Source organism: Rothia sp. HSID18067, from assembly GCF_003989445.1.
GTDB classification, from domain to species: domain Bacteria; phylum Actinomycetota; class Actinomycetes; order Actinomycetales; family Micrococcaceae; genus Rothia; species Rothia aeria.
Window position 1 is genome coordinate 477,638 of record NZ_RBMF01000002.1, and the last position, 23,323, is coordinate 500,960.

General features: G+C 54.7%; 14 protein-coding genes. 5 read left to right on the forward strand and 9 right to left on the reverse strand.

Annotation, left to right across the window (positions count from 1 at the left end; all coding sequences use genetic code 11):
- The first annotated feature begins 15 nt into the window (after positions 1–15).
- From D8M23_RS07095 to D8M23_RS07115, 5 genes are all read left to right on the forward strand, one after another.
- Positions 16–1,161: a heme/hemin ABC transporter substrate-binding protein gene (locus D8M23_RS07095; RefSeq protein WP_037236035.1), complete on the forward strand. Its 1,146-nt coding sequence runs from the start codon at positions 16–18 to the stop codon at positions 1,159–1,161.
- A complete protein-coding gene (locus D8M23_RS07100) occupies positions 1,161–2,312 on the forward strand; it encodes a FecCD family ABC transporter permease (protein ID WP_238693800.1) in 1,152 nt (383 codons plus the stop codon). The genes D8M23_RS07095 and D8M23_RS07100 overlap by 1 nt, the downstream gene beginning before the upstream one ends.
- A complete protein-coding gene (locus D8M23_RS07105) occupies positions 2,312–3,073 on the forward strand; it encodes a heme ABC transporter ATP-binding protein (RefSeq protein WP_126854218.1) in 762 nt (253 codons plus the stop codon). Before D8M23_RS07100 ends, D8M23_RS07105 begins: the two co-directional genes overlap by 1 nt.
- 188 nt (positions 3,074–3,261) lie before the next feature.
- Positions 3,262–5,817 carry an HAD-IC family P-type ATPase gene (locus D8M23_RS07110; RefSeq protein WP_126854219.1) on the forward strand — a complete coding sequence of 852 codons (2,556 nt, stop codon included), beginning with the start codon at positions 3,262–3,264 and terminating at the stop codon, positions 5,815–5,817.
- 389 nt (positions 5,818–6,206) lie between these two features.
- Positions 6,207–8,309, forward strand: a complete 2,103-nt coding sequence (locus tag D8M23_RS07115; RefSeq protein WP_126854220.1) for a glucose PTS transporter subunit IIA — start codon at positions 6,207–6,209, stop codon at positions 8,307–8,309.
- Between the two features lie 355 nt (positions 8,310–8,664).
- Here D8M23_RS07115 and D8M23_RS07120 read toward each other — a convergent pair whose 3' ends face one another.
- The 9 genes from D8M23_RS07120 to D8M23_RS07160 form a co-directional block, all read right to left on the reverse strand.
- The gene (locus D8M23_RS07120; protein ID WP_126499549.1) at positions 8,665–10,365 is read right to left on the reverse strand and encodes an ABC transporter family substrate-binding protein; all 1,701 of its coding nucleotides are present in this window, start codon (positions 10,363–10,365) and stop codon (positions 8,665–8,667) included.
- Between the two features lie 525 nt (positions 10,366–10,890).
- Positions 10,891–12,585 carry an ABC transporter family substrate-binding protein gene (locus D8M23_RS07125; protein WP_126854221.1) on the reverse strand — a complete coding sequence of 565 codons (1,695 nt, stop codon included), beginning with the start codon at positions 12,583–12,585 and terminating at the stop codon, positions 10,891–10,893.
- 394 nt (positions 12,586–12,979) lie between these two features.
- A complete protein-coding gene (locus D8M23_RS07130; protein WP_126854222.1) occupies positions 12,980–14,674 on the reverse strand; it encodes an ABC transporter family substrate-binding protein in 1,695 nt (564 codons plus the stop codon).
- A 396-nt stretch (positions 14,675–15,070) separates the two neighbouring features.
- Entirely contained in the window at positions 15,071–17,188 is a 2,118-nt protein-coding gene (locus D8M23_RS07135) for an ABC transporter ATP-binding protein (protein WP_126854223.1), read from the reverse strand.
- A gap of 5 nt (positions 17,189–17,193) precedes the next feature.
- Complete coding sequence (locus tag D8M23_RS07140; RefSeq protein WP_126854224.1) at positions 17,194–18,264, reverse strand: ABC transporter permease; 1,071 nt, start codon at positions 18,262–18,264, stop codon at positions 17,194–17,196.
- Positions 18,261–19,244, reverse strand: a complete 984-nt coding sequence (locus D8M23_RS07145; RefSeq protein WP_126854225.1) for an ABC transporter permease — start codon at positions 19,242–19,244, stop codon at positions 18,261–18,263. Before D8M23_RS07145 ends, D8M23_RS07140 begins: the two co-directional genes overlap by 4 nt.
- A gap of 470 nt (positions 19,245–19,714) precedes the next feature.
- Positions 19,715–20,668, reverse strand: coding sequence for a phosphoglycerate dehydrogenase (locus D8M23_RS07150; RefSeq protein WP_126854226.1), 954 nt, complete (start codon positions 20,666–20,668; stop codon positions 19,715–19,717).
- A gap of 139 nt (positions 20,669–20,807) precedes the next feature.
- A complete protein-coding gene (locus tag D8M23_RS07155) occupies positions 20,808–22,574 on the reverse strand; it encodes an MDR family MFS transporter (protein ID WP_126854227.1) in 1,767 nt (588 codons plus the stop codon).
- A gap of 2 nt (positions 22,575–22,576) precedes the next feature.
- A complete protein-coding gene (locus D8M23_RS07160) occupies positions 22,577–23,248 on the reverse strand; it encodes a TetR/AcrR family transcriptional regulator (protein ID WP_238693801.1) in 672 nt (223 codons plus the stop codon).
- Positions 23,249–23,323: the final 75 nt, after the last annotated feature.

The following is a 23,323-nucleotide window of genomic DNA, read 5'->3' on the forward strand; positions in this document are numbered from 1 at the left end:
TTTATCCATTCACTAGTGAGCGGCATCAAAGCCCCCAGCTGTTTCTCACAGAAAATTGCTGCCCTCATGATGGCGGCGTTGCTTTTCACCCTATCCGCGTGCGGCATCGGTACCCAGAACCCGAATAATGCCGCCTCATCACAGACGATAGTTAGTGAGGAACAAAGCAGCGCTGTCCTCGCTGAACTAGCCCAACAACTTAAAGACGGCAAGGCCGCTCACCCGAAAGAAGTGACCGGCCCCTCAAGCGCAAAGAACACCCCCGAGGTGCAGGCAATGGTGGACACCCCCACCCCGCAGCTGCCGGTAACTTTTAAGGACTACACCGGTAAAGAGGTGACTGTTAAGTCAGCGGAACGCATCCTGGCCCTCGATACGTACGGGACTCTGGCACAGGATGTGATAGCTCTCGGCTTGGGCGGACGACTGGTGGGGCGTACAGTCTCTAACACGGAGCAGTCGCTCTCGAAGCTTCCGGTGATGACTCAGAACGGGCACGATCTCAACGTTGAGGCTATTCTCTCCGCCAAACCAGACGTGGTGTTCCTCGACTCGTCAGCTTCTTCACGTGATGCGGCACAGAAACTGGAAAGCTCCGGTATTACAGTGGTACTGACCGACACGAATCGTAAAATGAACCTCATTATTCCCCAGCTCAAGCTGGTGGCGCAGGCCCTCGGCGTGCAGGAGGCGGGGAATACGGTGGCTGAACGCATCCAAAAAGACCTTGACTACGCAACCACCACCTTGAAGGAAGTCGCGCCGCAGGGAGATCAGCGCCTGTCGATGGCTTTTCTGTATGTGCGCGGTAACTCGGGAGTGTTCTTCGTGCTTGGAGACGGCTACGGCGCAGATGAGCTGATCACTGCCGTAGGCGGTCGAGGCGTCGCCGCCGAGAACGGGATTAAAGAGATGACAATGGCCAACGCCGAGGCACTGGTAAAGCTGAACCCAGACCTTATTCTGGTCATGAGCCGCGGCCTTAAATCCACTGGCGGCGTGGACGGGCTGGTGTCCCGCCCGGGAGTGGAGCAGACCACCGCAGGTAAGAACCGGCGCATTGTAGATATGGATGACGGTCAGATCCTCTCGTTTGGCCCGAACACCCCAGCAGTCCTGCTATCGCTGGCGAAAGCCATCTACGCCCCAGAAGGACAGTAGTGGAACACGTAGCAGAGGACTTAGCGGTTACCTCAGAAACAGCCCGGCAGCGGCCAGCCGACGGAGAGGACCTCACCAAGGTGCAGAAACCCGTGGGTGCTGGGGCCCCAAAATACACGAACCCCCGACGTACCCGCGCGGTTGTGACGCTTTCGGTACTGGTTGTGACCCTCGTGGCTGTCACCATAGTGTCAGCCGGGCTGGGCCAATATAATATTCCCACCGACCAGGTGCTTGCCTCGTTCGCCCGCAAATGGGGTTTCATCCCGCCACAGCAGGAGTGGGCAATCGCTGACAGCACCCTGTGGAATGTGCGTTTCCCGCGCGTGCTTTTAGCCCTGTTCGTAGGCGCTGCATTAGGCTGCTCGGGGGCTGTTATGCAGGCGGTGTTTGGCAACCCGCTGGCTGAGCCGGGAGTGGTTGGTATTTCTTCAGGTGCAGCTGTAGGTGCCTGCCTGGCTATTGTGCTGGGACCCCAGTTGAGGGACACGTTTGCAGTACCGACCTTCGCCTTCATTGGGGCGCTAACCGCCACAGTATTGGTGTATGTTCTCTCCCGCTCGGGTGGACGCTCGCAGGTGGTGTCAATGATCCTGACCGGTATTGCGGTAACAGCGGTTGCGAACGCGGCTATCGCGTTCTGTGTTTATGTTGCTGACAGCACCAGCCGTGACGAGATCGTATTCTGGCAGATGGGGTCGCTGAACCGAGCCAGCTGGACATCATTATCGAATATGTGGTTTGTTGTGGTCGCGGCGCTACTGGCCTGTTTCATGATCTCCGGGAAACTTGACCTTTTGGCGCTGGGCGAGCGCGCAGCGCAGCATTCGGGGGTGAACGTTGAGCATCTGAGAATGCTGGCTATCGCGGCAACAGCTCTTTTGACGGGTGCGGCGGTGGCGCATTCGGGCATTATTGCGTTTGTGGGCCTGATTATTCCGCACCTGCTGCGGCTGCTGCTGGGGCCGTCGAATAGGGTGCTGCTGCCAGCTTCTGCACTGGGCGGGGCGCTGCTGGTGTCTCTCTCTGATCTGGTGGCGCGCACGCTTATCCCGTTCTCCGATATGCCGATCGGTATTTTCACGGCACTGGTGGGTGGGCCTACGTTCTTTTTCTTGCTCCGCCGGTCGATGCGTAAGGGCGGTGTGTGATGCTGCGAGTCGAAAACATTTCGTACTCGGTGGGGTCTCGGCGCATCCTTGAGGATATTTCATTTGAGGTGCACGCGAACGAGGTGGTCTCACTAATTGGCCCGAACGGTGCAGGTAAGTCTACCTTGTTGTCGGTAATTGCTGGGGATGTGAAACAGGATTCTGGGGTGGTGCAGCTTGATGGCGCCTTGACGAGTTCGTATTCTCCGCGGGATATGGCGCGTCGCCGGGCCATGCTGCTGCAGAAGACTCAGGTGGCGTTTTCGTATACGGTGCGTGAGGTGGTGGCGATGGGCCGCACTCCGTGGCGCGGCACCATCCGCGTTGATGAGGACGAAGCTGTTATTGAGCAGATGATGATCCGCACAGAGGTGGCCCAGTTCGCTGAGCGGGATATTACGACTCTTTCTGGCGGTGAGAGCGGGCGGGCGCATCTGGCGCGCGTGTTTGCGCAGCAGACTCCCCTGCTGCTTTTGGATGAGCCGACGGCGGCACTGGATATTAGGCATCAGGAGCAGACTCTCAAAAGTGCTCGTGACCTGGCGTCGGAAGGGGCCGGGGTGTTGACGGTGCTGCATGATTTGGATGTTGCCGCTGCATATTCTGACCGTATTGTGCTTTTGCAGCAGGGCCGGGTGGTGTGTGTTGGTTCCCCTGAGCAGGTGTGTACGGCGCAGCGGTTGAGTGAGGTTTATGGATATCCGATTGAGGTTTTGAAGCATCCTGTGACGGGGCGTTTGTTGATTCTGCCACTTAGGTAGCAGGAGCCCACCCCCACATTATCTATTCTGCATAAGGAATATACCCCACTTCCCGCGTGTTTTCAGGAAACACACAGGGAGCGGGATTACCTTTTATGCCCATTGAACCGATAGACTGAAAAATAAGCTTTGCCGCCTGAGTAGCGGGTCGGTAGAGGCCCGTGGCCTTTGAAGGAGAGTACTGGTTCATGAGTTCCAAGCCGCAGAGTACATCAACAGCGGATTCTGCGACCGCAGGTTTTGTTCCCGAGTACTCGGCGGATGCCCATAATGGCTCTGCGGAGCTTGCATCCTGTGGGCTGAGCACGGCCGAGGTTGAACGTGCCGTCGCAGCAGGGAAGGTAAACACACAGAACAATAAGTCTTCCCGCACCCTGTGGAGTATTATGCGGGCACACCTGTTTACGGTGTTTAACCTGGTGCTGGGGCTGTGCGGGCTGGTTGTGATTCTGTACCAGCGTTGGGCAGATTTGCTGTTCTTATTCGCGGTGGTAGCGAACGTCATTATTGGCTTTGTGCAGGAGTACAAGGCAAAACTTGAGCTTGACCGTATTTCTCTGCTGGATCGTGCCCCGGTGTCTGTGGTGCGTGACGGCAAGCTGTCCGAGGTCCCTATGGAGACCCTGGTTGAGGGCGACGTGGTGGTGCTCAAACGTGGAGACCAGGTGCCTGCAGATGCGGTGGTGCTGACCTCTGATTCGATGGAGCTGGATGAGTCTCTGCTCACTGGTGAGAATGACCCGATTGCTAAACGTCCTGGCGATATGGTGCTCTCGGCATCCAGTGTGTTGGCCGGTACCGGCCGCGTGCTGCTGCAGGCTGTGGGGGCTCAGTCGCGGGCGAGCAAAATCTCTGATGAGGCGCGCCAGTTTTCCCGCATCCAGTCTGAGCTGCGTGATGCGCTCGACCGTGTGGTGCGGTGGATTACTTTCGGCCTTGCCGTCATTATCCCGATCGTGCTGTGGGGTCAGGTGCGTGCCGCAGGTGGCCTTGAAGTTGTGAACCGTGATGGGCTCTGGGAGAACGTCGCCATTGCGGTAGTTTCGTCAGTGGCATCAATGATTCCGCAGGGTTTGGCGCTCATGACCACCCTGGCGTTCGCGGCGGCGGCGGTGGCGCTGGGACGTAAACACAATATTTTGGTGCAGGAGCAGCCTGCTGTTGAGGTGCTCGCCCGCGTGGATACGGTGTGCTTCGATAAGACTGGGACCCTGACTGAGGGCGGCGTGATTTTCGATTCGGTGCGCCCGTTGAGCACCCCGGCCCAGACCGAGGCACCGGAGGGCGACCAGTGGCGTGCGTCCTTGCCGAAGGGCTGGGATGAGGCGCTGGCATGGTTCGGTGCCGACGAGAACGCGAACCCGACCGCAGCAGCACTCACCGGCGGTTTTGCGGATGCGCCTGCTGAGAAGACCAGCGGAGTGGTTCCGTTTTCTTCGGCGCTGCGTTTTAGCGCGGTTGAGTTCACCTCATCAGGGGCGTGGCTGTTGGGCGCTCCCGAGGCTCTGCTGAACCAGGGCACCGAGGAACGTGAGCGGGCCCGTGAGCTCGCATCATTGGGTCTGCGTACGATGGTGCTCGCGCATGCATCCGCCGTGGTGCGCAACGATGACGGAGACCCGGTGCAGCACATCCCCGCCGACCATACTCCCGTGCTCTTCGTGATTTTCCGCGAAAATGTGCGCTCTGATGCTCCTGAAATCGTGGACTATTTCAATCGCCAGGGTGTAACCCTCAAGGTGTTCTCAGGCGATAACCCGTACACCGTGCAGGCAGCTGCGAAGACCGCCGGTATGGATATTTCTGCGGGCGCGATTGATGCCTCTACCCTGCCGGAAGACGGCCCCGAACTCGCCGAGGCTGCCGCAACCCACAATATTTTCGGCCGCGTTTCGCCCGAGCAGAAGAAGAACATGGTGATCTCGCTCAAAGAGCAAGGGCACGTCGTGGCGATGACCGGCGACGGCATTAACGATGCGCTCGCCCTCAAACACGCCAACCTCGGCATTGCGATGGGCAACGCGGCACCCGCAACAAAAGCCGTCTCGCGCCTGGTGCTTCTAGACGGCAAGTTCTCTTCGCTTCCCGCTGCCTTGGAACAGGGCCGCCAGGTGATTGCGAATATCGAAATGGTGGCAAACCTGTTCCTAACAAAGACCGGCTTTGCGATCCTGCTGGGTGTGGTCTTCGGTCTGATGGGGCTGATCTTCCCGTTCTTACCCCGCCAATACTCGACCGCGGATTTCCTGATTGTGGGCGCTTCCTCTTTCGCGCTGGCACTGCTGCCGAATTCACGCCGCTATGTTCCGGGGTTTTTGCACCGTGTGCTGAACTATACGGTTCCGAACTCTATTATTGTGGTGGCGATGCTTCTGACCGTGAATTTGGCGGCGCTTCTGGCGTTCCCGGGAACCGATATGCGGCAGGTGCAGACTGCTTCTTTTATCACCCTGGTGATTATGGGATTGTGGAACCTTGCGGCAGTGGCTAGGCCGTTTAACAAGGCACGTATCTTGCTGTTTGGGGCGCTGCTTGCCGTATTCTTTGCGGCGTTATTGGTTCCGATTTTGGTGCGGTACCACCAGTTCGAAGCTCCGTCGGCGCTATTGTTGTGGCTGTCGGTGGGTGCTGGTGTTTTAGGGGCGGTGCTGATTGAGGTGAATGCGCACCGCTCGCGCCGCTGGCAGAAGCGTCATTACCCAGACCTTGAGGTGGCGCCTCTGCGGTTCTTCCCGCAGAAGTAGCAACTGGGGCTTTGGTGAGCACGCCGTGTGTTTGTGCATCTTAGCGGGTGCACGGATGCACGGCGTGTCTGGGTTTTGCCGCGCCTGTGGGTCTGTGTGTAGTTTTTGGTTCTTCTTGCTTTCTGAGGCAAAACCGATTACAGTACTGATAAAACTTAAGGTTGTTTTAAACAGCCTTTAGCACAGGGTTGTTACTGGTTTGGCAGGCAAGACCTGAGTTACTCCGCCACGGGGCGTATTTTACGTTGGTGGCACCCGTGTATTCGGGCACCCTCATACGGGTGTTGCGCACGGTGAAGGAGCTGACTCGGGTCTTTTTTGTTTTCCAGGTTGCATCTTTTAGCAGCAGCCCGCACAGACAATATCGCTAATTATCCAAGGGATGAACCGTGAAGAACCACGAGCTTGGCGAGAAGATTCTTGATGGCCTAGGTGGCCCCGAGAATATCGCCCATTTTACGCACTGCGCAACACGTTTGCGTGTTACCCCATCTTCGAATGAGAAGGTGGACCGCACCAAAATTGAGAACCTGCCCGGGGTGCTGTCGATTATTGAGCAGTCTGGTCAGACTCAGGTGGTACTTGGTGACCGCGTTGAGGCGGTCTATAACGAGATGCTGACCTTACCGGGTATGAAGAACCTGGGTGAGGATGATGACTCCAAGGCTAAATCATCCGGCGGTAAAAAAGCTGGCTGGCTGACAAATGTTTTCGATGTGCTTTCCGACTCCTTCCGTCCCCTGTTGTGGGCGCTGCTGGGCACCTCCATGATTCTTACCTTGATCGTGTTCCTGCAGCAGCTCGGCTTTTTCGGTCAATACACTGACCTGACGACCGGCCAGAGCGTGAACATTGATATTGTGAACGGGCCGCGATTTCCCCTTGAGGACACCGCCGCCGCCGCGAAGGCTAAGAGCCTCGAAACCGAATGGATGAAGCAGTTCGCTTTCTGGTACATCCTCAAGGCCGCCGCACTGTCGGTACTGAACTTCATGCCCATTATGCTTGGCGCAACCGCCGCAAAGCGTTTGGGCGCGAATATGTGGGTTGGCGCTGCTATTCCGGCAGCGCTGATGACCGGTACCTTCCAGAGCCTCACCAAACTTGCTGACGAGCATACTAGGATGCTTGATGTGCCCATTATGGGCCTGCACCTGCCGCTGTACGCTTACGATTACACCGGCCAGGTGTTCCCGCCCCTGCTGGCGGTTGCTCTCTTGGCGCCTCTGGAGCGTCTGTTGAAAAAGATCATTCCGAATATGCTGCAGATGGTCTTCGTCCCCATGCTGTCCGTTATTATTCTGGTGCCCGTAACCGCTTTCGTGGTGGGTCCCATCGGTATTGGCGTGGCTATGGGTATCTCTGACTTCCTGAAGAATGTTAACGGTGTAGCTCCGGGAGCCGTGGGTGCGCTGATCGCAGGTCTGTACCTGTTCATGGTGCCGCTGGGCCTGCACTGGCCGCTGAACGCCGTGATGATTAACAACCTGCAGACCCTGGGCACCGACTTTATCCAGTCCCCCATGGGTGCTTACAACTTCGCCGTCTTCGGCGCGGTGACCGGTGTTGCTATTAGGGCTTCAAAGAATAAGGAGCTTCGCCAGACTGCGGTAGGTGCTTCTATGTCCGGTCTGCTCGGCGGTATTTCCGAGCCCTCCCTCTACGGTGTGGTTCTGCGCTACAAGCGGGTTATCCCCCTCATTCTGGTACCGGCCGTGGTCGGCGGCGCCACCATCTCACTGCTGGATGTCAAGTCGCACGCTTTCGCTTTCACCTCGCTCCTGTCGATCCCCGCGATGCAGCCTTCCGCACTGTACGCTCTGGGCTTGGCAATTGCTTTCTTTGGTGCAATGACCGGTGTGCTGCTGTTTGGGTATGAGTCGCGCTCAAAGAAAGACGGGCAGGCCGCTGCCGAGACCGGGTCTGAGGGTGAGTCTAAGGCCGCTGGCGCCGATGAGGCAGACACCGCGAAGAAGACTGACACCGCAGCAGCAGCTGCAAAGGCAGCCCCGGCAAAGCCTGCGGTTGAGTCCGGCACTGTGTATGAGCTGACTGCTCCGTTGGAGGGTAAGGCTGTGGCGCTGGAAGAGGTGCCTGACCCGGTATTTGCCTCAGGTAAGCTGGGTAAGGGTGTGGCCATTGAGCCGACCGGTACCGCCGTGGTGGCTCCGGCTGATGCAAAGGTAAGCGCCACTCTGCCGTCGGGCCACGCCGTGGGCCTGAAGTTCGAGAACGGTGTTGAGATGCTCGTTCATGTGGGTCTGGATACCGTTCAGCTTGACGGTAAAGGCTTTGAGGTGAAAGTTGCTAAGGGTGATTCCGTGAAGGCTGGCCAAGAGCTGCTGACCTTTGACCCGACCGTCATTAAAGAGGCGGGCTATCCGCTCATTACCCCGGTACTGATCACGAATACGAATAAGTTCGCCGATGTTGAAGGCTTGCCTGGCGCAGCAACACCTGAGTCTACAGTTATTCGGGTGACTACAAAGTAGCCCTACGGACCCGATAAAAGCCCCCGCCTTCCCCTACCGTTGGGGATAGCCGGGGGCTTTTTCTGTTTTTACTAGGCCTTGTGAAGCACCCAGAGAATCGATAACCGAATGTGCAGTAAATCCTTATCATATCGCAGCCGAGGTTCCCACCTCACACAACGCAGGATACGGAAGTGCTTGTGCCGCACGGGGTTGGTTTACAAGGCGTTATCTGTATGTGGAGGCCGTTGCCTAAGAAACCCTAGAAGGTCGCTAGTGCCCTCCTTAGAATATAATGGCCCACTATAAAGCGGGGTCCCACCATGTACACATGGTGGAACCCCGCTTGGCTGGTTTTAGGTGCTTAGCCTAAAGGCTACTTCTCCCAACCAGCGTTAATCCATACATCCGGGTCATATGCAGAAGTAGCAAACAGGCGAGGCCCGTAGTTTGCCAACCCCTTCTTGCACGCCTGGTAGTTGGGGCCGTTAGAGACAGGGATGTAGATAGCGACCTCAGCGAGGTGACGCTTCTCCAGCTCGGTTGCTATCTCAAGCTGTTTCTTATAATCTTCCGTAGCCATCATCTTATCGGCAAGGGAATCGAGTTCTTTACCGTGTCCGTTATTAATCTCGGACCGGTAGAAATAGTACGCGGAATCCACCGGGTTGGTGGTGATGCCGTACCCGGCAGACTTAATACCGTAAGACCTTTCGGTTGAGACCTTCACCAAGTCATTTTCACCGGTGTAGGTCACGATCTTTATCTCAATACCGATCTTCTTCATCTGATCCGAGAAGAACTGTGAAGTCGTCTTAGTGTCCTGGCCATCTCCAAAGGTAGCTAGCTCATACGAGGCTTTCTTGCCATCCTTAGCGTAGAAATCGCCGTCCTTCTTATAGCCAGCGTCCTCCAGGATTTTCTTTGCCACGTCTTCGCCGATCTCCGTGGGATAGCTGTCCTTGTAGCCTTCCTGCAGGGGCAGGAAACACATAGACCCGGGGGCTTTCTCACTCCACCCGATCTTTTCGAATCGGATCTTCTGAAGCTGCTCACGGTTGATACCCGCCACAATTGCTTTGCGGACGGGCAGCGGAATTTTATCCGGGTTAAGTTCATAGTCTGAAACACCCAGCGCAGTACCCTTACGGATATCAATATTTGACATCTTTGATACATCGGCATAGACATTTTGCGCGCTGGCAGAGATTACGTCAATTTCGCTGTTCTTGAATGCCGCCAAAGAGGCTGCCTCACCCAGAGAACGAATAGAGATTTTCTCCAGCAGAGGCTTCTGCCCCCACCACTTATCGTTCCGGGTCAGGATCAAGGACTTCTGAGAAGTGTCCCAGTTCTCAACCTTAAAAGGCCCTGCCCAGTACTTATCGAGAGGCTTGTTAATGAGCCCGTCATTAAAGAGCTTCTTATCCACCAGCGCAGGGTGAATAAAGGTGGTAATAATGAATCCCCCGTCAATAGGATAGTAGGGTTTTTCCATAGTAACCTTAACCGAGAACTTGTCACCGTCCTCTTCAACGCTCTTTACCTGCTTCCACATGGGAGCGTCGGTTACCTGGTATTCGCCAGCAGGTGCTGTAAAGATCTTGTGGGCTGCACGTACCGATTCAATGTCAATGGGGGTGCCATCGTTGAACTTTGCCTTGGGGTTGATCTTGAAGGTAACAGTCTGAACGCCGTTCTTAGTTTCAGCTTTATACTCTGTAACGTAATCAGTGTTTAAGCTGGGCTTACCCGTATAGTCATACTTGTACCCGCCAGCGTATGCTGAGTTCATAGCGGCTTGGATAGCGATGGAACCTGAAGTATAGCCGTTGGTGTTGAAGGGGTTAAAGTTTTCAGGAATTCCGTTGAAAGCAAGACGCAGCTCGCCGCCTTCTTTGAGTTCCGAACGGTCTTTGGGGTTAAATGATACGGCCTTTGAGATATCGTCCCCAGCACCAAGCGCAGAGTTAGTCTCGTTCTTTTTATTACCACCGCATGCGGCAAGCAAACCGACGGTTCCCAGTGCAACCGCGCCGGTGAGCAGGGTGCGCCGATTGAGTGACATGTTCGTCATCGAATCTCCTAGCGTTCGAAGTAGGGCAAGGCATCTGCTAGCTACTTTGAGCCTGTCATCATTGAGGACACAGATAGCCTGATGTGGGGCGGGGTGCCCCAAAGAAGTAGAGTTCCTGGAGTTAATTATAGCGGCAATTTTAGCCGTAAAGTGACCTGTGGCGCACCCAGGCTGCCGATTTATTCACACAACCATGCATATCTTAAGGGCATAAAATACGCTTTACTGTGTTTTGATTTGTTTAAGAAACTTTGTTCTTAATGTTTACTTTAGGTTCATAGCAAGGCGCATATTAATATACCGTATGGGTCGCACACCGCCGTTCACGCGGCGCTGAGAGGTCCCTCCCGCCAGAAGCTAATGAGAGTAGCTTCGGTGATTTTGGTATGAAACAATGTGGAACCGCATCCGCACTATTGGGCTGCGCCTCAGTGGCTGTTAGCTGCCTAAAGGTTAAACCTGTAGGAGCGGACTGCTTCTATGGGTGAAGAGCCCGCCCCTACAGGAAAAGCAATACACAGCTTGTTACTTGAGCCAACCGACCTTTTCCCATTCAATGGGTTTGAAAAGGGTAGGCCCGTAGTTCGCCAGTTCTTTCTTGCACATCATCAGGTCGGGGCCGTTAAACACCGTGCCGATGGTCGAGACCTCTGCCATGTGCTTCTTCTCAATCTGGTTGCACATCTTGTTCCGCTCCGCATCGTCTTTAATGACCGCCATCTTTTCGATCATTGCGTCGATCTCGGCATTGCCCACACCGTCGTTCTCTTTAGAGTAGTAGAACTGCTTAGTGGCAGCAGTGCCATCCGCACTGCTGAGACTAAAGCCCGACACTATAATGTCGTACTCTTTAGAGCCGGTAACTTTCGAAAACTCCGCAGAACCGCGAGTTTCGACCTCAAAGTTAATGCCGATCTCCTTCATCGTCTGAGCGAAACTACGCGCCATGCTGCTCTTACTGGGGTCATCGCCAAACACGGTGATTTTATACCGCAGCTGCTTACCACCCTTAGCGTAGTACTCGCCGTCCTTCGTGTATCCGGCTTCTTCTAAGAGCTTTTGGGCAGCAGATTTTGCATCCCCATCTGCCTTCGGGAAATTATCCTCGTAATACTCCTCGAATGGTAGGTGCAGCATTGAGCCGGATGGGTCTTCTTCGTACGGCAAATTCTGAAAGGCAATATTGCTAAGAGCCTTCCGATCAATACCTAGGAAAATCGCTTTCCGCACTTTTGCATCTTCAATCCGTTTGGGGTTCAAATTCAGACCACCCGCATACAGCAGCTGACCTTTGCGCAGCTCAGCGTTCGCAGTATTTTTCAGTTCGGCATATGATGTGGAGGTGCGCGACTCAACTGCATCTACCTCCCCGTTCTTAAAGGCAGCAACCTTCGCGCTTTCCTCCAAGCCCCGGAAAATCACCCGGTCAAGCACGGGCTTCTCACCCCACCATTTCTCATTCGGCACCATAGTGAAGGTGTTTTCGGTAGAGTTCCAGCCTTTATCAGCCAGCTTAAACGGGCCGCACCCAAACTCAGGGTGCGGGTTATTCACAAACCCGTCGTTGAAAACTTTCGGGTCTTCCATGCCGGGGTGGAAAATCGCATCGAACATCTCGTTTAACGGGTAGTATGGTTTGGCCATAGTGACCTTTACCTTAAAGTTGTCCCCGTTGTTTTCGACGCTCTCAATATACTCATAGATACCTGAGCTGACAATATTGTAGTCACCGTCAGAGCTCTTGCGTATCTTCCAGGTGGACTGCAAGGCTTTGTAATCGATAGGGGTGCCATCGTTGAACTTTGCCTTGGGATTCAGCTCAATGTAAACGACGTCTTTACCACCCTCTTCTGCAGGTTTGAAGGAGAGGGCAAAATCCTTATTCAGCTCGTATTTTCCTAGGTGCGTAATATTCCACAGTCCCGCTGCACGGATTGAGCTCATCGCAATCTGCGTGTCGTAGGAATCTCCGCTTGTTGAATAGGTATTGAAATCCGGCCCAAGGGACCCCAGGGGGATACGTACCTCACCGCCCTGCTTCAAGTCAGACACCGGATGCGAATTGATATTGTACAGTTCCTCGGACTTAGCGTCTTTACCGGGTGCTTTAACCTTATCCTCTTTCTTCGAGCCGCCGCAGGCAGCTAACAGGCCCACGGTAGTCGTTGCGGCTGCAGCGCCCAGCAAGGTGCGGCGGTTGAAGATGTACTGCTTCTGCATAGCTATCGCCTCACGTCTACAAGTTCATTTACTGCACCAAGTGCTCCGGTGCGTCACCCGGCTTATATGCTTTACGGGTTTGGACTTATCCAAAGTTAAGCTATAAGTTCAGGTCATATCTCAGTACCTTACACCCGCATTTTATGGTTGTGGTAGAAAAAGCAGATTTTGTGGGATATTTAACAGTATATATGAATATTTATACGTAATATTCCTTCATTTACAATATTCATTGTATGCATATTTTGGCTTTTCTATCCTCCGAGTAGCCGAAGGACTGTTTCCTCCCCACACGATCTTCTGCAGAAAGTACACGTTCAAGACACCACAAGAGGGTGTGGCATTCCCAACAAATGGGAAACCACACCCTCTATGAAATGGAGCTATTGGATGTTTACTTCAGCCAGCCAACCTTCGCCCAATCAGTGGTTTGGAAAAGAGAAGGACCGTAGTTGGCCAACCCCTTCTTGCACATCATAAAGTCGGGACCATTAAATACAGTGCCCACAGTCGAGATCTCATCCATGTGCTTCTTCTCAATCTCGTTGCACTTCTTGTTCCGTTCTTTATCATCCTTGATGACGAGCATCTTCTCAATCATCTTGTCGATTTCTTCCGAACCTATGCCCTCATTATCCTTCGAATAATAGAACTGCTTGGTAGCAGAAGTACCGTCTGCAGTGCTAATACTGAACCCTGAGAACGTTGTATCGTAGTCACGTGCAGGGATAGCCTTCGAGAATTCACTGGATGCACGGCTATTTACACTAAAGTTAATCCCCAGTTCTTTCATATTCTGAACGAAGGTCTGAGCCATGCTGTTATTCACCGGGTCGTCGCCAAAGATTGAGATCTTATAGCTCAGCTGCTTACCATTCTTGGCGTAGAATTCACCGTCTTTCTTATATCCGGCATCTTCCAGAATTTTCTGGGCGGCAGCTTTCGCGTCACCATCTGCTTTCGGGAAATTATCCTCATAATACTCCTCGAAAGGCAGGTACAACCTTGACCCTGGCAGTTGCTCCTCCCACGGCAAACCTTGGTAACGGATTTTGGCAAGCGCCTCACGGTTGGTGCCAATAAAAATTGCCTTACGAACCTTCGCATCTTCAATACGCTTGGGGTTCAGGTTCAACCCACCTGAGAACAACCGCTGTCCCTTACGCAGTTCAGCGTTTGCAACGTTTTTCACTTCAGCATATGCGGTAGACGTACGTGCTGAGGCTACATCAATCTCACCGTTCTTAAAGGCCGCACGCTCCGCGCTAGCTTCGAGGGTGCGGAAAATGATGCGATCCAGTACAGGCTTCTCGCCCCACCATTTCTCATTCGGCACCACAGTAAAAGTGTTCTCAGTAGAGTTCCAGCCTTTATCAGCGAGCTTAAACGGACCACACCCAAACTCAGGGTGCGGGTTATGCACGAACCCATCATTAAAGACTTTCGGGTCAGCCATTTTGGGGTGCAAAATAGAGGCGAACAGCTCATTAAGCGGATAGTAGGGGGAAGTCATCGTTACCTTGACCCTGAAGTCATCGCCGTCACGTTCGACTTTCTCAACGCTGCCATAAATACCGCTGGTAACGATCTTGAAATCTCCCTCTGTGCTCTTAAGGATCTGCCACGTTGCCTGCAGCGCCTTGTAGTCCATGGGAGTACCATCGTTAAACTTAGCTTTGGGGTTCACCGCCACGTACACAACGGTTTTACCGTTTTCCTCTTTCGGGTCGAAAGATACAGCAAAATCCTTATTCAGTTCGAGAGTGCCGTTAGGCAACGAAGACCACAAGCCAGCCGCATAAAGTGTACTCATTGCAGCATACGTATCGCTGTTACTACCGCCGGTTGAGTAGACATTGAAATCAGGCCCGATAGAGCCCAGGGGGAGACGAACTTCCCCGCCCTGTTTCAAATCTGAGACCGGGTGGGCATTGATATCGTACAGGTCTTCTACTTTAGCTCCCTTGCCAGCAGACTTGACCTTTTCTTCTTCTTTCTTGCCGCCACACGCAGCCAACAGGCCCACAGTAGTTGTTGCAGCCGCGCCACCAAGCAGGGTGCGGCGGTTGAAGATATACTGCTTCTCCATAGTTATCGCCCAACTTTCACTAATGCACTCGTACCATCGAGTGCCTGACGAATCAACCAGGTGCACGTTCTGTGTGCTGAACTACAGTACCTGGTCTTAGTCTAGTATCTTACACCACAATTTTGCCCTGAGGGAACACGGATTGCCTCTTAATAGATAAAAAAATATACATTTCGCATATATATTCACAAGATTCCTGTGTTATCAGTATTTATGACGTAATTATTGCTGCTTCTTAGTGTCCTCAGCGGCCCAAAGAACACTCATTCAGCGTCACAGTACCGTCATTTCTGGCATCTCTTCCCTATCCCATGCTGAAAACGCACCGAGGGGCGGTCACCATCTGGTGTCCGCCCCTCAGCTCACATGCGGCTTACGACAAAGCCGACTCTAAAGCTACGCCGCCTGAACAACGTCCTCAGGAGATACCTGAGAAACGCCCTCGGGGAAGTAGCAAGCATATGCGTGGTCCTGACCTTCAACAGGCTCAAGCTCAGGCAGTTTCTCAAGGCATACCTTCTGCTTATCCTCAGGCAACAGCTTGAAGACAGGGCAACGACTAGAGAAGCCACAGCCCACCGGTGCATTCACCGGAGTCGGCAGATCGCCCTCCAGCATAGTGCGCTCACGCTTCGCCTCAACCTCTGGGTCTGGCACGGGGATAGCCGACAGCAAAGCCTTGGTATACGGGTGAACCGGGTTATCGAACACCTCGTCCACGCTACCAATCTCAACAATACGCCCCAGGTACATGACCGCAACACGGTCAGAGGCATGGCGGATCACGGCAAGGTCGTGGGCCACCATCAGGTAGCTGAGCCCCAGCTCGGCGCGAAGCTTCTCCAGCAGGTTAATAACACCCGCCTGAACGGAAACGTCCAGCGCTGAAACAGGCTCATCCAGCACCACAAGTTTCGGGTTCACGGCCAACGCACGGGCAATACCGATACGCTGACGCTGGCCGCCAGAGAACTGGTTCGGGAAGCGGTTCACATGATCCGGTTGCAGACCCACAGTCCGCATCAGCTCAATCACGCGCTTCTTAATATCCGCACGTTTCATCCCCTGGTTTTCAAGGGGCTCAGCCAGCACCTCGTACACCGTAAAACGCGGATCCAGTGCGCCGGTGGGATCCTGGAACACCATCTGCTGGTTCTTACGCAGTTTCAGGATCTCATTAGCCGACTTACTATCCTTCGTGGAGGTGCCGTTAATCAGGATCTCGCCGTCAGTGTTCTTGCTGAACTCCATGATTTCCAGCAGGGTGGTAGTCTTACCGCACCCCGACTCGCCCACAATAGAGAAGCACTCGCCTTCACGGATATCGAAGGTAACGCCGTTAACCGCTTTCACGGTGCCCACACGTTTCTTAATAAGTGAGCCCTTCATCAGCGGGAAGTGTTTCTTCACGTTGCGTACCTCAAGCACCGGAACACGCTCTTCACGCGGAACACCGTCAAACTTCGACACGGGGGTCTCAGGGATCGAGTACAGCTCATCAGCTGTCTTACTGATCAGATCCTGGGATATGCTGCACGATGATAGGTGCCCCTCACCCGCGCCGTCAAGCGGCATCAGCTCGGGCTCGCCAGCCTCATCCTTACAGCACTGGCCCCCACTTTTAGCCACAGGGCAGCGGTCGCGGAACGAACAACGCTCCACCGGGTTAATCAGGTTCGGCGGGGTGCCCTCAATCGGCACCAGCGACATCTTCTGCGAACGGTCTACACGTGGGACCGCACCCAGCAGGCCAATGGTGTACGGGTGGCTGGGGTACTTATACAGGTCCTCGGCCTTCGCGATTTCCACCGGTTTACCCGCGTACATCACCAGAATATCGTCCGCCATACCGGCAACGACACCCAAATCGTGGGTAATCATAATGGTTGCTGCGCCCGTTTCGTCCTGCGCCTTATCTATCACCTCAAGCACCTGGGCCTGAATCGTCACATCCAGTGCAGTGGTGGGCTCATCGGCGATCAGAACACGCGGGTCATTCGCAATGGCCATTGCAATCATAATGCGCTGGCGCATACCGCCCGAAAACTCGTGCGGGTACGAACGCAGACGATCCGCTGGGGAAGGAATACCCACCAGACGCATCAGCTCGATTGAGCGATCTTTAATCGCCTGTTTGCTCATGCCCTTATTGTGGATCTTCAAAACCTCGGCGATCTGCTGCCCAATGGTATACACCGGAGTGAGTGAGGAGAGCGGGTCCTGAAAAATCATGGAGATGTGCTTGCCACGGTACTCACACATTTCCTTATCGCTCAGCCCCAGCAGCTCGTTGCCGTTGTACTTAATAGACCCGGTGATATCAGCTGTCGTAGGGTGCAAGCCCATAATCGCCATCGACGCCACTGACTTACCCGAACCAGACTCACCCACAATACCGAGGGTTTTACCGGCATACAGGTCAAAATTCACGCCGCGCACCGCGTGCACCACGCCGTTTTCGGTATTGAAACTAACATGCAGGTCTTTAACACTCAGAACGGGAGAAGTGCTCATGAGTTTTATGCCTCCTCACTCTGGACGGATGCCTGAGCATCGGGATTGGAGTCGGTTGATGGTGCTGCAGCGTCGGCTTCCTGAGCCTCCGCGTCTTCGACCGTAGATGCCGATTTCTGGCTCTTAGGTTTCTTTGGCTTCTTGATCTTACCGACCGACATGGAAGTCGGGTCGAAGGCATCACGCAAACCATCGTTCATGAACGCCAACGGGGCCACAATGAGGAAAAAGAAAATAATGGGGAACCAGAACATGTGCGGCAGAGTGTTAATCTGTGCTGCTGCCTCGGCAATAAGCGAACCCAATGAGTAGTTCGGGTAGCGAATGCCGATACCGATGAAGGAGTAAACAACCTCAGCCAGCACAGCGTACATAATGCCACGTGTAAATTCGAGCACCAGCAGCGAACCAATATTCGGGATGAGGTGGCGCAGCACAATTTTGAACGGGTGAACACCCATATACCGAGCACCCTTGACGTAGTCACGCCCAATCAAAGACTGGCCCATTGCACGAATCAGACGAGCCGGGGACATCCAGTTAAAGATAATGAGCACAGCAGAGAGCACGATCCACGCGGGAACATTTTTCTGGATCTCTTTACCGATACCACTGTTCATCGCAATTGCCAGAATCAGCAGCGAAGGAACCATAATCATGACTTCCAGAATGAAAAGCATGACTTTATCAATCCAGCCGCCAAAGTACGCCATAATACAGCCGTATACTGCGGAAATAGCAATGGATACGGTACCCACAACCACACCGATTAAGAGCGAAACACGAACACCCTCAACCATTTGGGCGTAGAGGTCGTTGCCAGCTGCGTTGGTGCCAAAGAAGTGGGTAGTACTGGGCTCCTCCCCCAAAGCCAGATAGTCAATCTGGGTGGGGGTGTACGAGGTGAAGTACTGACCGAACATTCCGAACAGGAACATCAACACGAAAAGCCCCAGGCCAAACACCGCCAGCTTGTTCCGCATAAAACGGCGCAGAATAATGACCTTCTTATTGATGACTTTAAAGTCATCGCCTTTCACCACCGGAATGGCGTGAGTTTCAGTTACCTGGCTCATGAGATCCTCACTCGGGGGTCAACGATACTGGTGGCAATATCGGCGATAATAGCGCCGATGGCGAAGAGAACGGAACCGTAAGCCAACGTTGCGGTCGCGGCGTTCACGTCCTGCTGACTAATGGCGTCAATCGACCATTTACCAATACCGGGCCAAGCAAAGACTGTCTCGGCGAAGAAAGCACCGGCAAAAATCGCGGGTACCTGGTAGGCGATGGACTGTGCGACGGGAATAAACGACACACGCAGGGCATGGCGGGTAATCGCCTGGTTACGGGTCAGGCCCTTCGCGCGGGCAGTACGAACAAAGTCGGCATTGACGTTATCCAAGAGGTACTGGCGCTGAGCGATCTGGTAGGCTGACCAGCCCAATACGGTCATACAGAAGGTGGGTACCGCGTAGTGTTCCGCCAAGTCAATGATGGTATTCCAGAAGCCCGTCACACCGGGAGAGGAAATACCAGTTACGTAGAAAATGGTCTCCCCTGCGGACTGGTTAATCTGAATCGCAGCGGTTTGCACCAAAAAGTACGCCACAGGCGCGGGAATAATGTACACCAGGTAGGAGTAGCTAGTAATCACACGGTCAGAGAGCTTGTACTGGCGAGCTGCCGTGAATACGCCAAGTGCCACACCAATAACAATCGTCAAAATGGTTGCGGCAATCATCAGGCGGAAAGAAACCCAGACGCGCTGACCGAATTCTTCGTTCACATACGCGCCGTTGGGGCTGCGGCCCCAATCGAATTTGGTCACAACGTTGGTTAACCACTCGATATAACGGTCCCAAGCGCTTTTGCTCGGGTCAAGGCCCAAAGAGGCAAAGTTACGTTGAACCTGCTCTGGGGTCGGCCTGGGAATTTTTTCCTGTTCAAGCAGCGCAGGCTGAAGGGTAATAACCGCCGCGAAATAGCCCATCGTGGTAGTAATGAACACCATGACGAGATACGTGAGCGAGCGTTGGAGGACGTACCTAAACATGGGACGGCTCCCCTCCTCGAATATTCGGTGTCGTAGGCATGTGTGTAATGACTTCCAATGTCAAAATAACCCCGTGACTGTTGTCACTAGGATTACAGTTACTTTATCTTATATAGTCCGCTATCTATCCACCAAACCCACATTTGTGTTTTACACCGCCACCGCAGTGTTCGGAGGCTCCTTGGGGTGATGCAGCAACGATTTTCCCCACAGAACTAGCGGAGTTAAAAATTGTTACGAAAAATTTACACAATAATGCATATTGCGGGTTTTCGACCGTCATAAAGCGTGTCTTAAGGTCCAAAACACCCCAAAAATCCACCGATTCCCACTTAAAAAAGAGGAAAACCACGACACTGTAACAGCATACCCCTTGAAATTTAGGAGAACCTAAGATATGGGAAGCCCCGTAAACTCTTCATCATCGGTGTAGGGCAGAGTCTACGGGGCTGTACTTCCCAGCAGTGAACTCAGAACCGGTTACGGTACTCGCTCGCAGCAGCACCGGTGCGGAAGGCACGAATATTGTGGGCGATCAGTTCCTCCGGATTTACGGGGCGACCACCGGCGGCATGCGGGGTAATCACGATATTCTTCGCATCCCACAGGGGCGAATCGGAGGGGAGCGGTTCGGTTGCCGTCACGTCCAGCGCAGCGCCCGCAATCGAGCCGGAGTTTAGGGCGGCGACGAGTGCATCCTCATCAACAGTGGTACCGCGCCCCACATTAACCAGGTAGGCGCGCTTGGGCAGCAGCTGCAGCTTATGGGCATCAAGCGCCTTGAAAGTCGAATCGCTAGTAGGAAGCACCATCACGAGAATATCCGTAGTCGGCAGGTACTCATCGATTTGTTCGGTCGCAATCACCGGGAATCCGTTACGCTCCCCCGCGCTCTGCGCAACGCCGGTTACGTTCGCCCCGAAAGCCTTGAAGAGCCGCGCGGTCTCTTGGCCAATCGAGCCGAAGCCCCACACGAGCACATTGGCATCAAGCAGAGTTGTGACCTGGTCTTTCGGATGAAGTTTTTGCGCGCCGCCTAGCTCCTCAGCCCAACGATGCTCGACTGTTGCCTGCGCCAACGTCGGCAAGAAACGCACAAAGTTCAGGGTCAGCGCGAGTGCATGTTCCGCAACGGTTTTCGAGTGCAGACCCACACCTGCACAGATGGCGGCATTGGGGGTGAAGCCCGCCGCGCGTACCGCATCTGGCCCCGCAAGAAGTGCCTGGATAAGCCCCACATTCTTCATGCGGCGGGCGGAATCCGCGAGCTGATCGGCGGTATTCGCCCAGGCAATCAGAACCTCGGCATCGGTATCTTCCTCGGCGATAGGCTCCGTGGGGTTGTAGTGCCGCACAATATCGCCGGGTTCAAGCCCTAGTTTCTCTTCGTCGAGCGTAATTGAGGTAGGGAGCAGAATCTTCATAGGTCCTCCTGTGGATGGCGCATGCGGGCTGGCGTTCAGCGACGAAGGCGACCCGCATCCCGTGTGAGGGGGTTAACAGTTATTCCCCTCCAGCATAGCGTGAGAGGGGAATAACTGTATAGGGTTACCTAAGAAGCCGTTAGGGCTTGGTGCCGCGCGAAGGATCATCCGTATTCTTTTGTCCCTCGGTACGAAGCTCGGTTTTCGCCGGTGCATCGGATGTGCTATCAGCAAGTTCCGGGTCGATCACGGTGTGCGCTTCACCCTGCATTTTCTTCAGGCATTCGGCATCTTTCGCCGCCATTTCAGGCGTAATCACGGCGATAGCACCGGTTGCCGAACGCGCCACATCGGTGGTGGTGTGCGTTTCGATGGTGGTGGCGAGTGCATCCTCACGGATGAAGAGAAGCAGAGCCGCAGAGACTAGTCCGAGCGGTGCCAGGTAGAGGAAAAGCGGGATCAGGGCATCATTGTAGGCGTTCACGATAATGCCGTGAATCGGCTCGGGAATCCGGCTGACGAGCTCGGGAGTCAGCGAGGAGGTTCCGTGTTCCCCCGCCGAGGCCGCCGCTTGCGCGGGCATTCGTTCGCTGAGCAGGCTGCTCAGGCGCGAAGTAAACAGACCACCCACGAGCGATGCACCCACGGTTGAGCCGACCTGGCGGAAGAAGTTGTTTGCCGCGGTAGCGGTTCCTACGACGGTGATAGGGAAGGCGTTTTGCACGATGAGGGTGAGGAACTGCATCGACATGCCCAGACCCGCACCCATGACCGCCATGTAGCTACAGAAGATCCAGGTGGGGGTGCTCGGGGTGATGGTGGAGATCAGGTAGAGCCCGAGCGCCACGAGTGCGGTACCGATGACCACATATGCCTTGTATTTGCCGCGTGCAGAGACCAGCCGTCCAGTAATAATGGAGACCACGAGCAGGGCACCCATGAGGGGAATCATGAGCAGACCCGCCACGGTTGCGCTCACGCCCAGGGACATTTGCAGGTAGGTGGGGATGTACTCAACGGCACCGAACATGGCAACACCGAGGGCAAGAGATGCGCCCAGGGTGAGCAGGAAGTTGCGGTTGGTGAAGAGGTACATGGGCATAATCGGCTCTGCGGCGCGGTTTTCAACCGGAATGAAGATCAGAACCGCGACGACGGATGCGATGAGAAGCCCAATAATCTGCGGGGAGTTCCAGGCGTACTGATTGCCGCCCCAGATGGTGGCGAGCACGAGCGCACTGGTTCCTGCCATGAGAATAATGCTGCCCAGGTAGTCGATCTGCCGCTTTTCGCGGTCTTTGAGCGCGGTGTGCGGGAGCAGGAAAATGACGGCGAAGATTGCGAGTACGGCAAGCGGCAGGTTGAGCCAGAATGCCCAACGCCAGCCGGGACCCTCAGTGATCCACCCGCCGATGAGCGGCCCGGCGACCGAGGAGAAGGCGAAGACGCCGCCGATAATACCCATGTATTTACCGCGTTCGCGGGCGGGGATCACATCTGCGACCACGGATTGGGAGAGAATCATGAGACCGCCACCGCCGACTCCCTGGAGCGCGCGGGCGACGATCAGCCAGGTCATATCGGGGGCGAGCGCGCCGATAATAGATCCCGTCATGAAGGAGAGGATGGCAAAAATCAGGAAGGGTTTACGCCCGAACTGGTCGGAGAGTTTGCCGTACACCGGCATGGTGATGGTGGAGAGCAAGATGAAGGTGGCAATCACCCAGCTCATATGCTCCACGCCATGCAGTTCGCCCACAATGGTCGGCAGGGAGGGCGCGAGGATGGTTTGGTTCAGTGCCGACATGAGCATCACGATGACCAAGCCGGAGAACATGAGCGCTATTTGATGTTTTTTAGCTTCAGCCGTGGCGGCTTCAGCGGGTTTGTCTGAGTGCGACGTCATTCCTAGTTTTCCTTCAGCAGGGCTTGAAAAGTTTTGACGGTGTTGTGGATGCGCCACTCGACCTCGTCTTCGTCGGCAATATCCTTGGCGAAGTGCAGCTGCCGCAGCACCGCGGATGCAAGCTGGACTGTGGCACGGGTGCGTTCTTCGGCGGTTTCTGTCAGCGGCATATTTTCGGGGCGGGTTATCAAAGGGCCGCGCCTTCCTGCGGCATTGAAGGCCTCCCAATCGACGGTATTGAGGTAGTCGATGAGCACCTGTTCGCAGTTGATATGGTGCACCTTCAGCCGGTGCCTGAATTCGGGGAATTCGTCGATGCGCTCCCGGAATTTTGCGTGATCGGCAAAGTTGAAGCTGTGCCGCACGATGTACAGCAGCAGATGGGTGATACGCACGATGAGGTTGTCGTTCTCGTGTGCCCGGTCGCTGGCGAGCAGCTCGTCGGTGATGGCGGGGGCGCGCAGGCCGAGCACTGCATCTTCTTTGGTTCCGAAGTAGTTGAAGAAGGTGCGGGGCGAGATTCCGGCTTCCGCAGCGATATCTTCGACGGTGCTGCCGCGCATGCCGTGCTGGCGGGCTAAGCGCAGGGCGGTTTCGTGAATGTTCGCCCAGGTGCGTTCGCGGCGGCGTTCACGCAGGCTTGTCTCGGCGCGACTCGGCTCAGATTTTTGCATAACTGCAATTATTGCACTTATGCACTTTTTGCACAACTGCATTATGTGGGCGACGCGGCGTGTCCTGCCTCTCCC

Coding starts and splice junctions, on each gene's coding strand:
- D8M23_RS07160 (WP_238693801.1), bottom strand. CDS start 23,248: ATGCAAAAATCTGAGCCGAGTCGCGCCGAGACAAGCCTGCGTGAACGC.
- D8M23_RS07150 (WP_126854226.1), bottom strand. CDS start 20,668: ATGAAGATTCTGCTCCCTACCTCAATTACGCTCGACGAAGAGAAACTA.
- D8M23_RS07155 (WP_126854227.1), bottom strand. CDS start 22,574: ATGACGTCGCACTCAGACAAACCCGCTGAAGCCGCCACGGCTGAAGCT.
- D8M23_RS07125 (WP_126854221.1), bottom strand. CDS start 12,585: ATGCAGAAGCAGTACATCTTCAACCGCCGCACCTTGCTGGGCGCTGCA.
- D8M23_RS07145 (WP_126854225.1), bottom strand. CDS start 19,244: ATGTTTAGGTACGTCCTCCAACGCTCGCTCACGTATCTCGTCATGGTG.
- D8M23_RS07110 (WP_126854219.1), top strand. CDS start 3,262: ATGAGTTCCAAGCCGCAGAGTACATCAACAGCGGATTCTGCGACCGCA.
- D8M23_RS07135 (WP_126854223.1), bottom strand. CDS start 17,188: ATGAGCACTTCTCCCGTTCTGAGTGTTAAAGACCTGCATGTTAGTTTC.
- D8M23_RS07120 (WP_126499549.1), bottom strand. CDS start 10,365: ATGACGAACATGTCACTCAATCGGCGCACCCTGCTCACCGGCGCGGTT.
- D8M23_RS07105 (WP_126854218.1), top strand. CDS start 2,312: ATGCTGCGAGTCGAAAACATTTCGTACTCGGTGGGGTCTCGGCGCATC.
- D8M23_RS07140 (WP_126854224.1), bottom strand. CDS start 18,264: ATGAGCCAGGTAACTGAAACTCACGCCATTCCGGTGGTGAAAGGCGAT.
- D8M23_RS07130 (WP_126854222.1), bottom strand. CDS start 14,674: ATGGAGAAGCAGTATATCTTCAACCGCCGCACCCTGCTTGGTGGCGCG.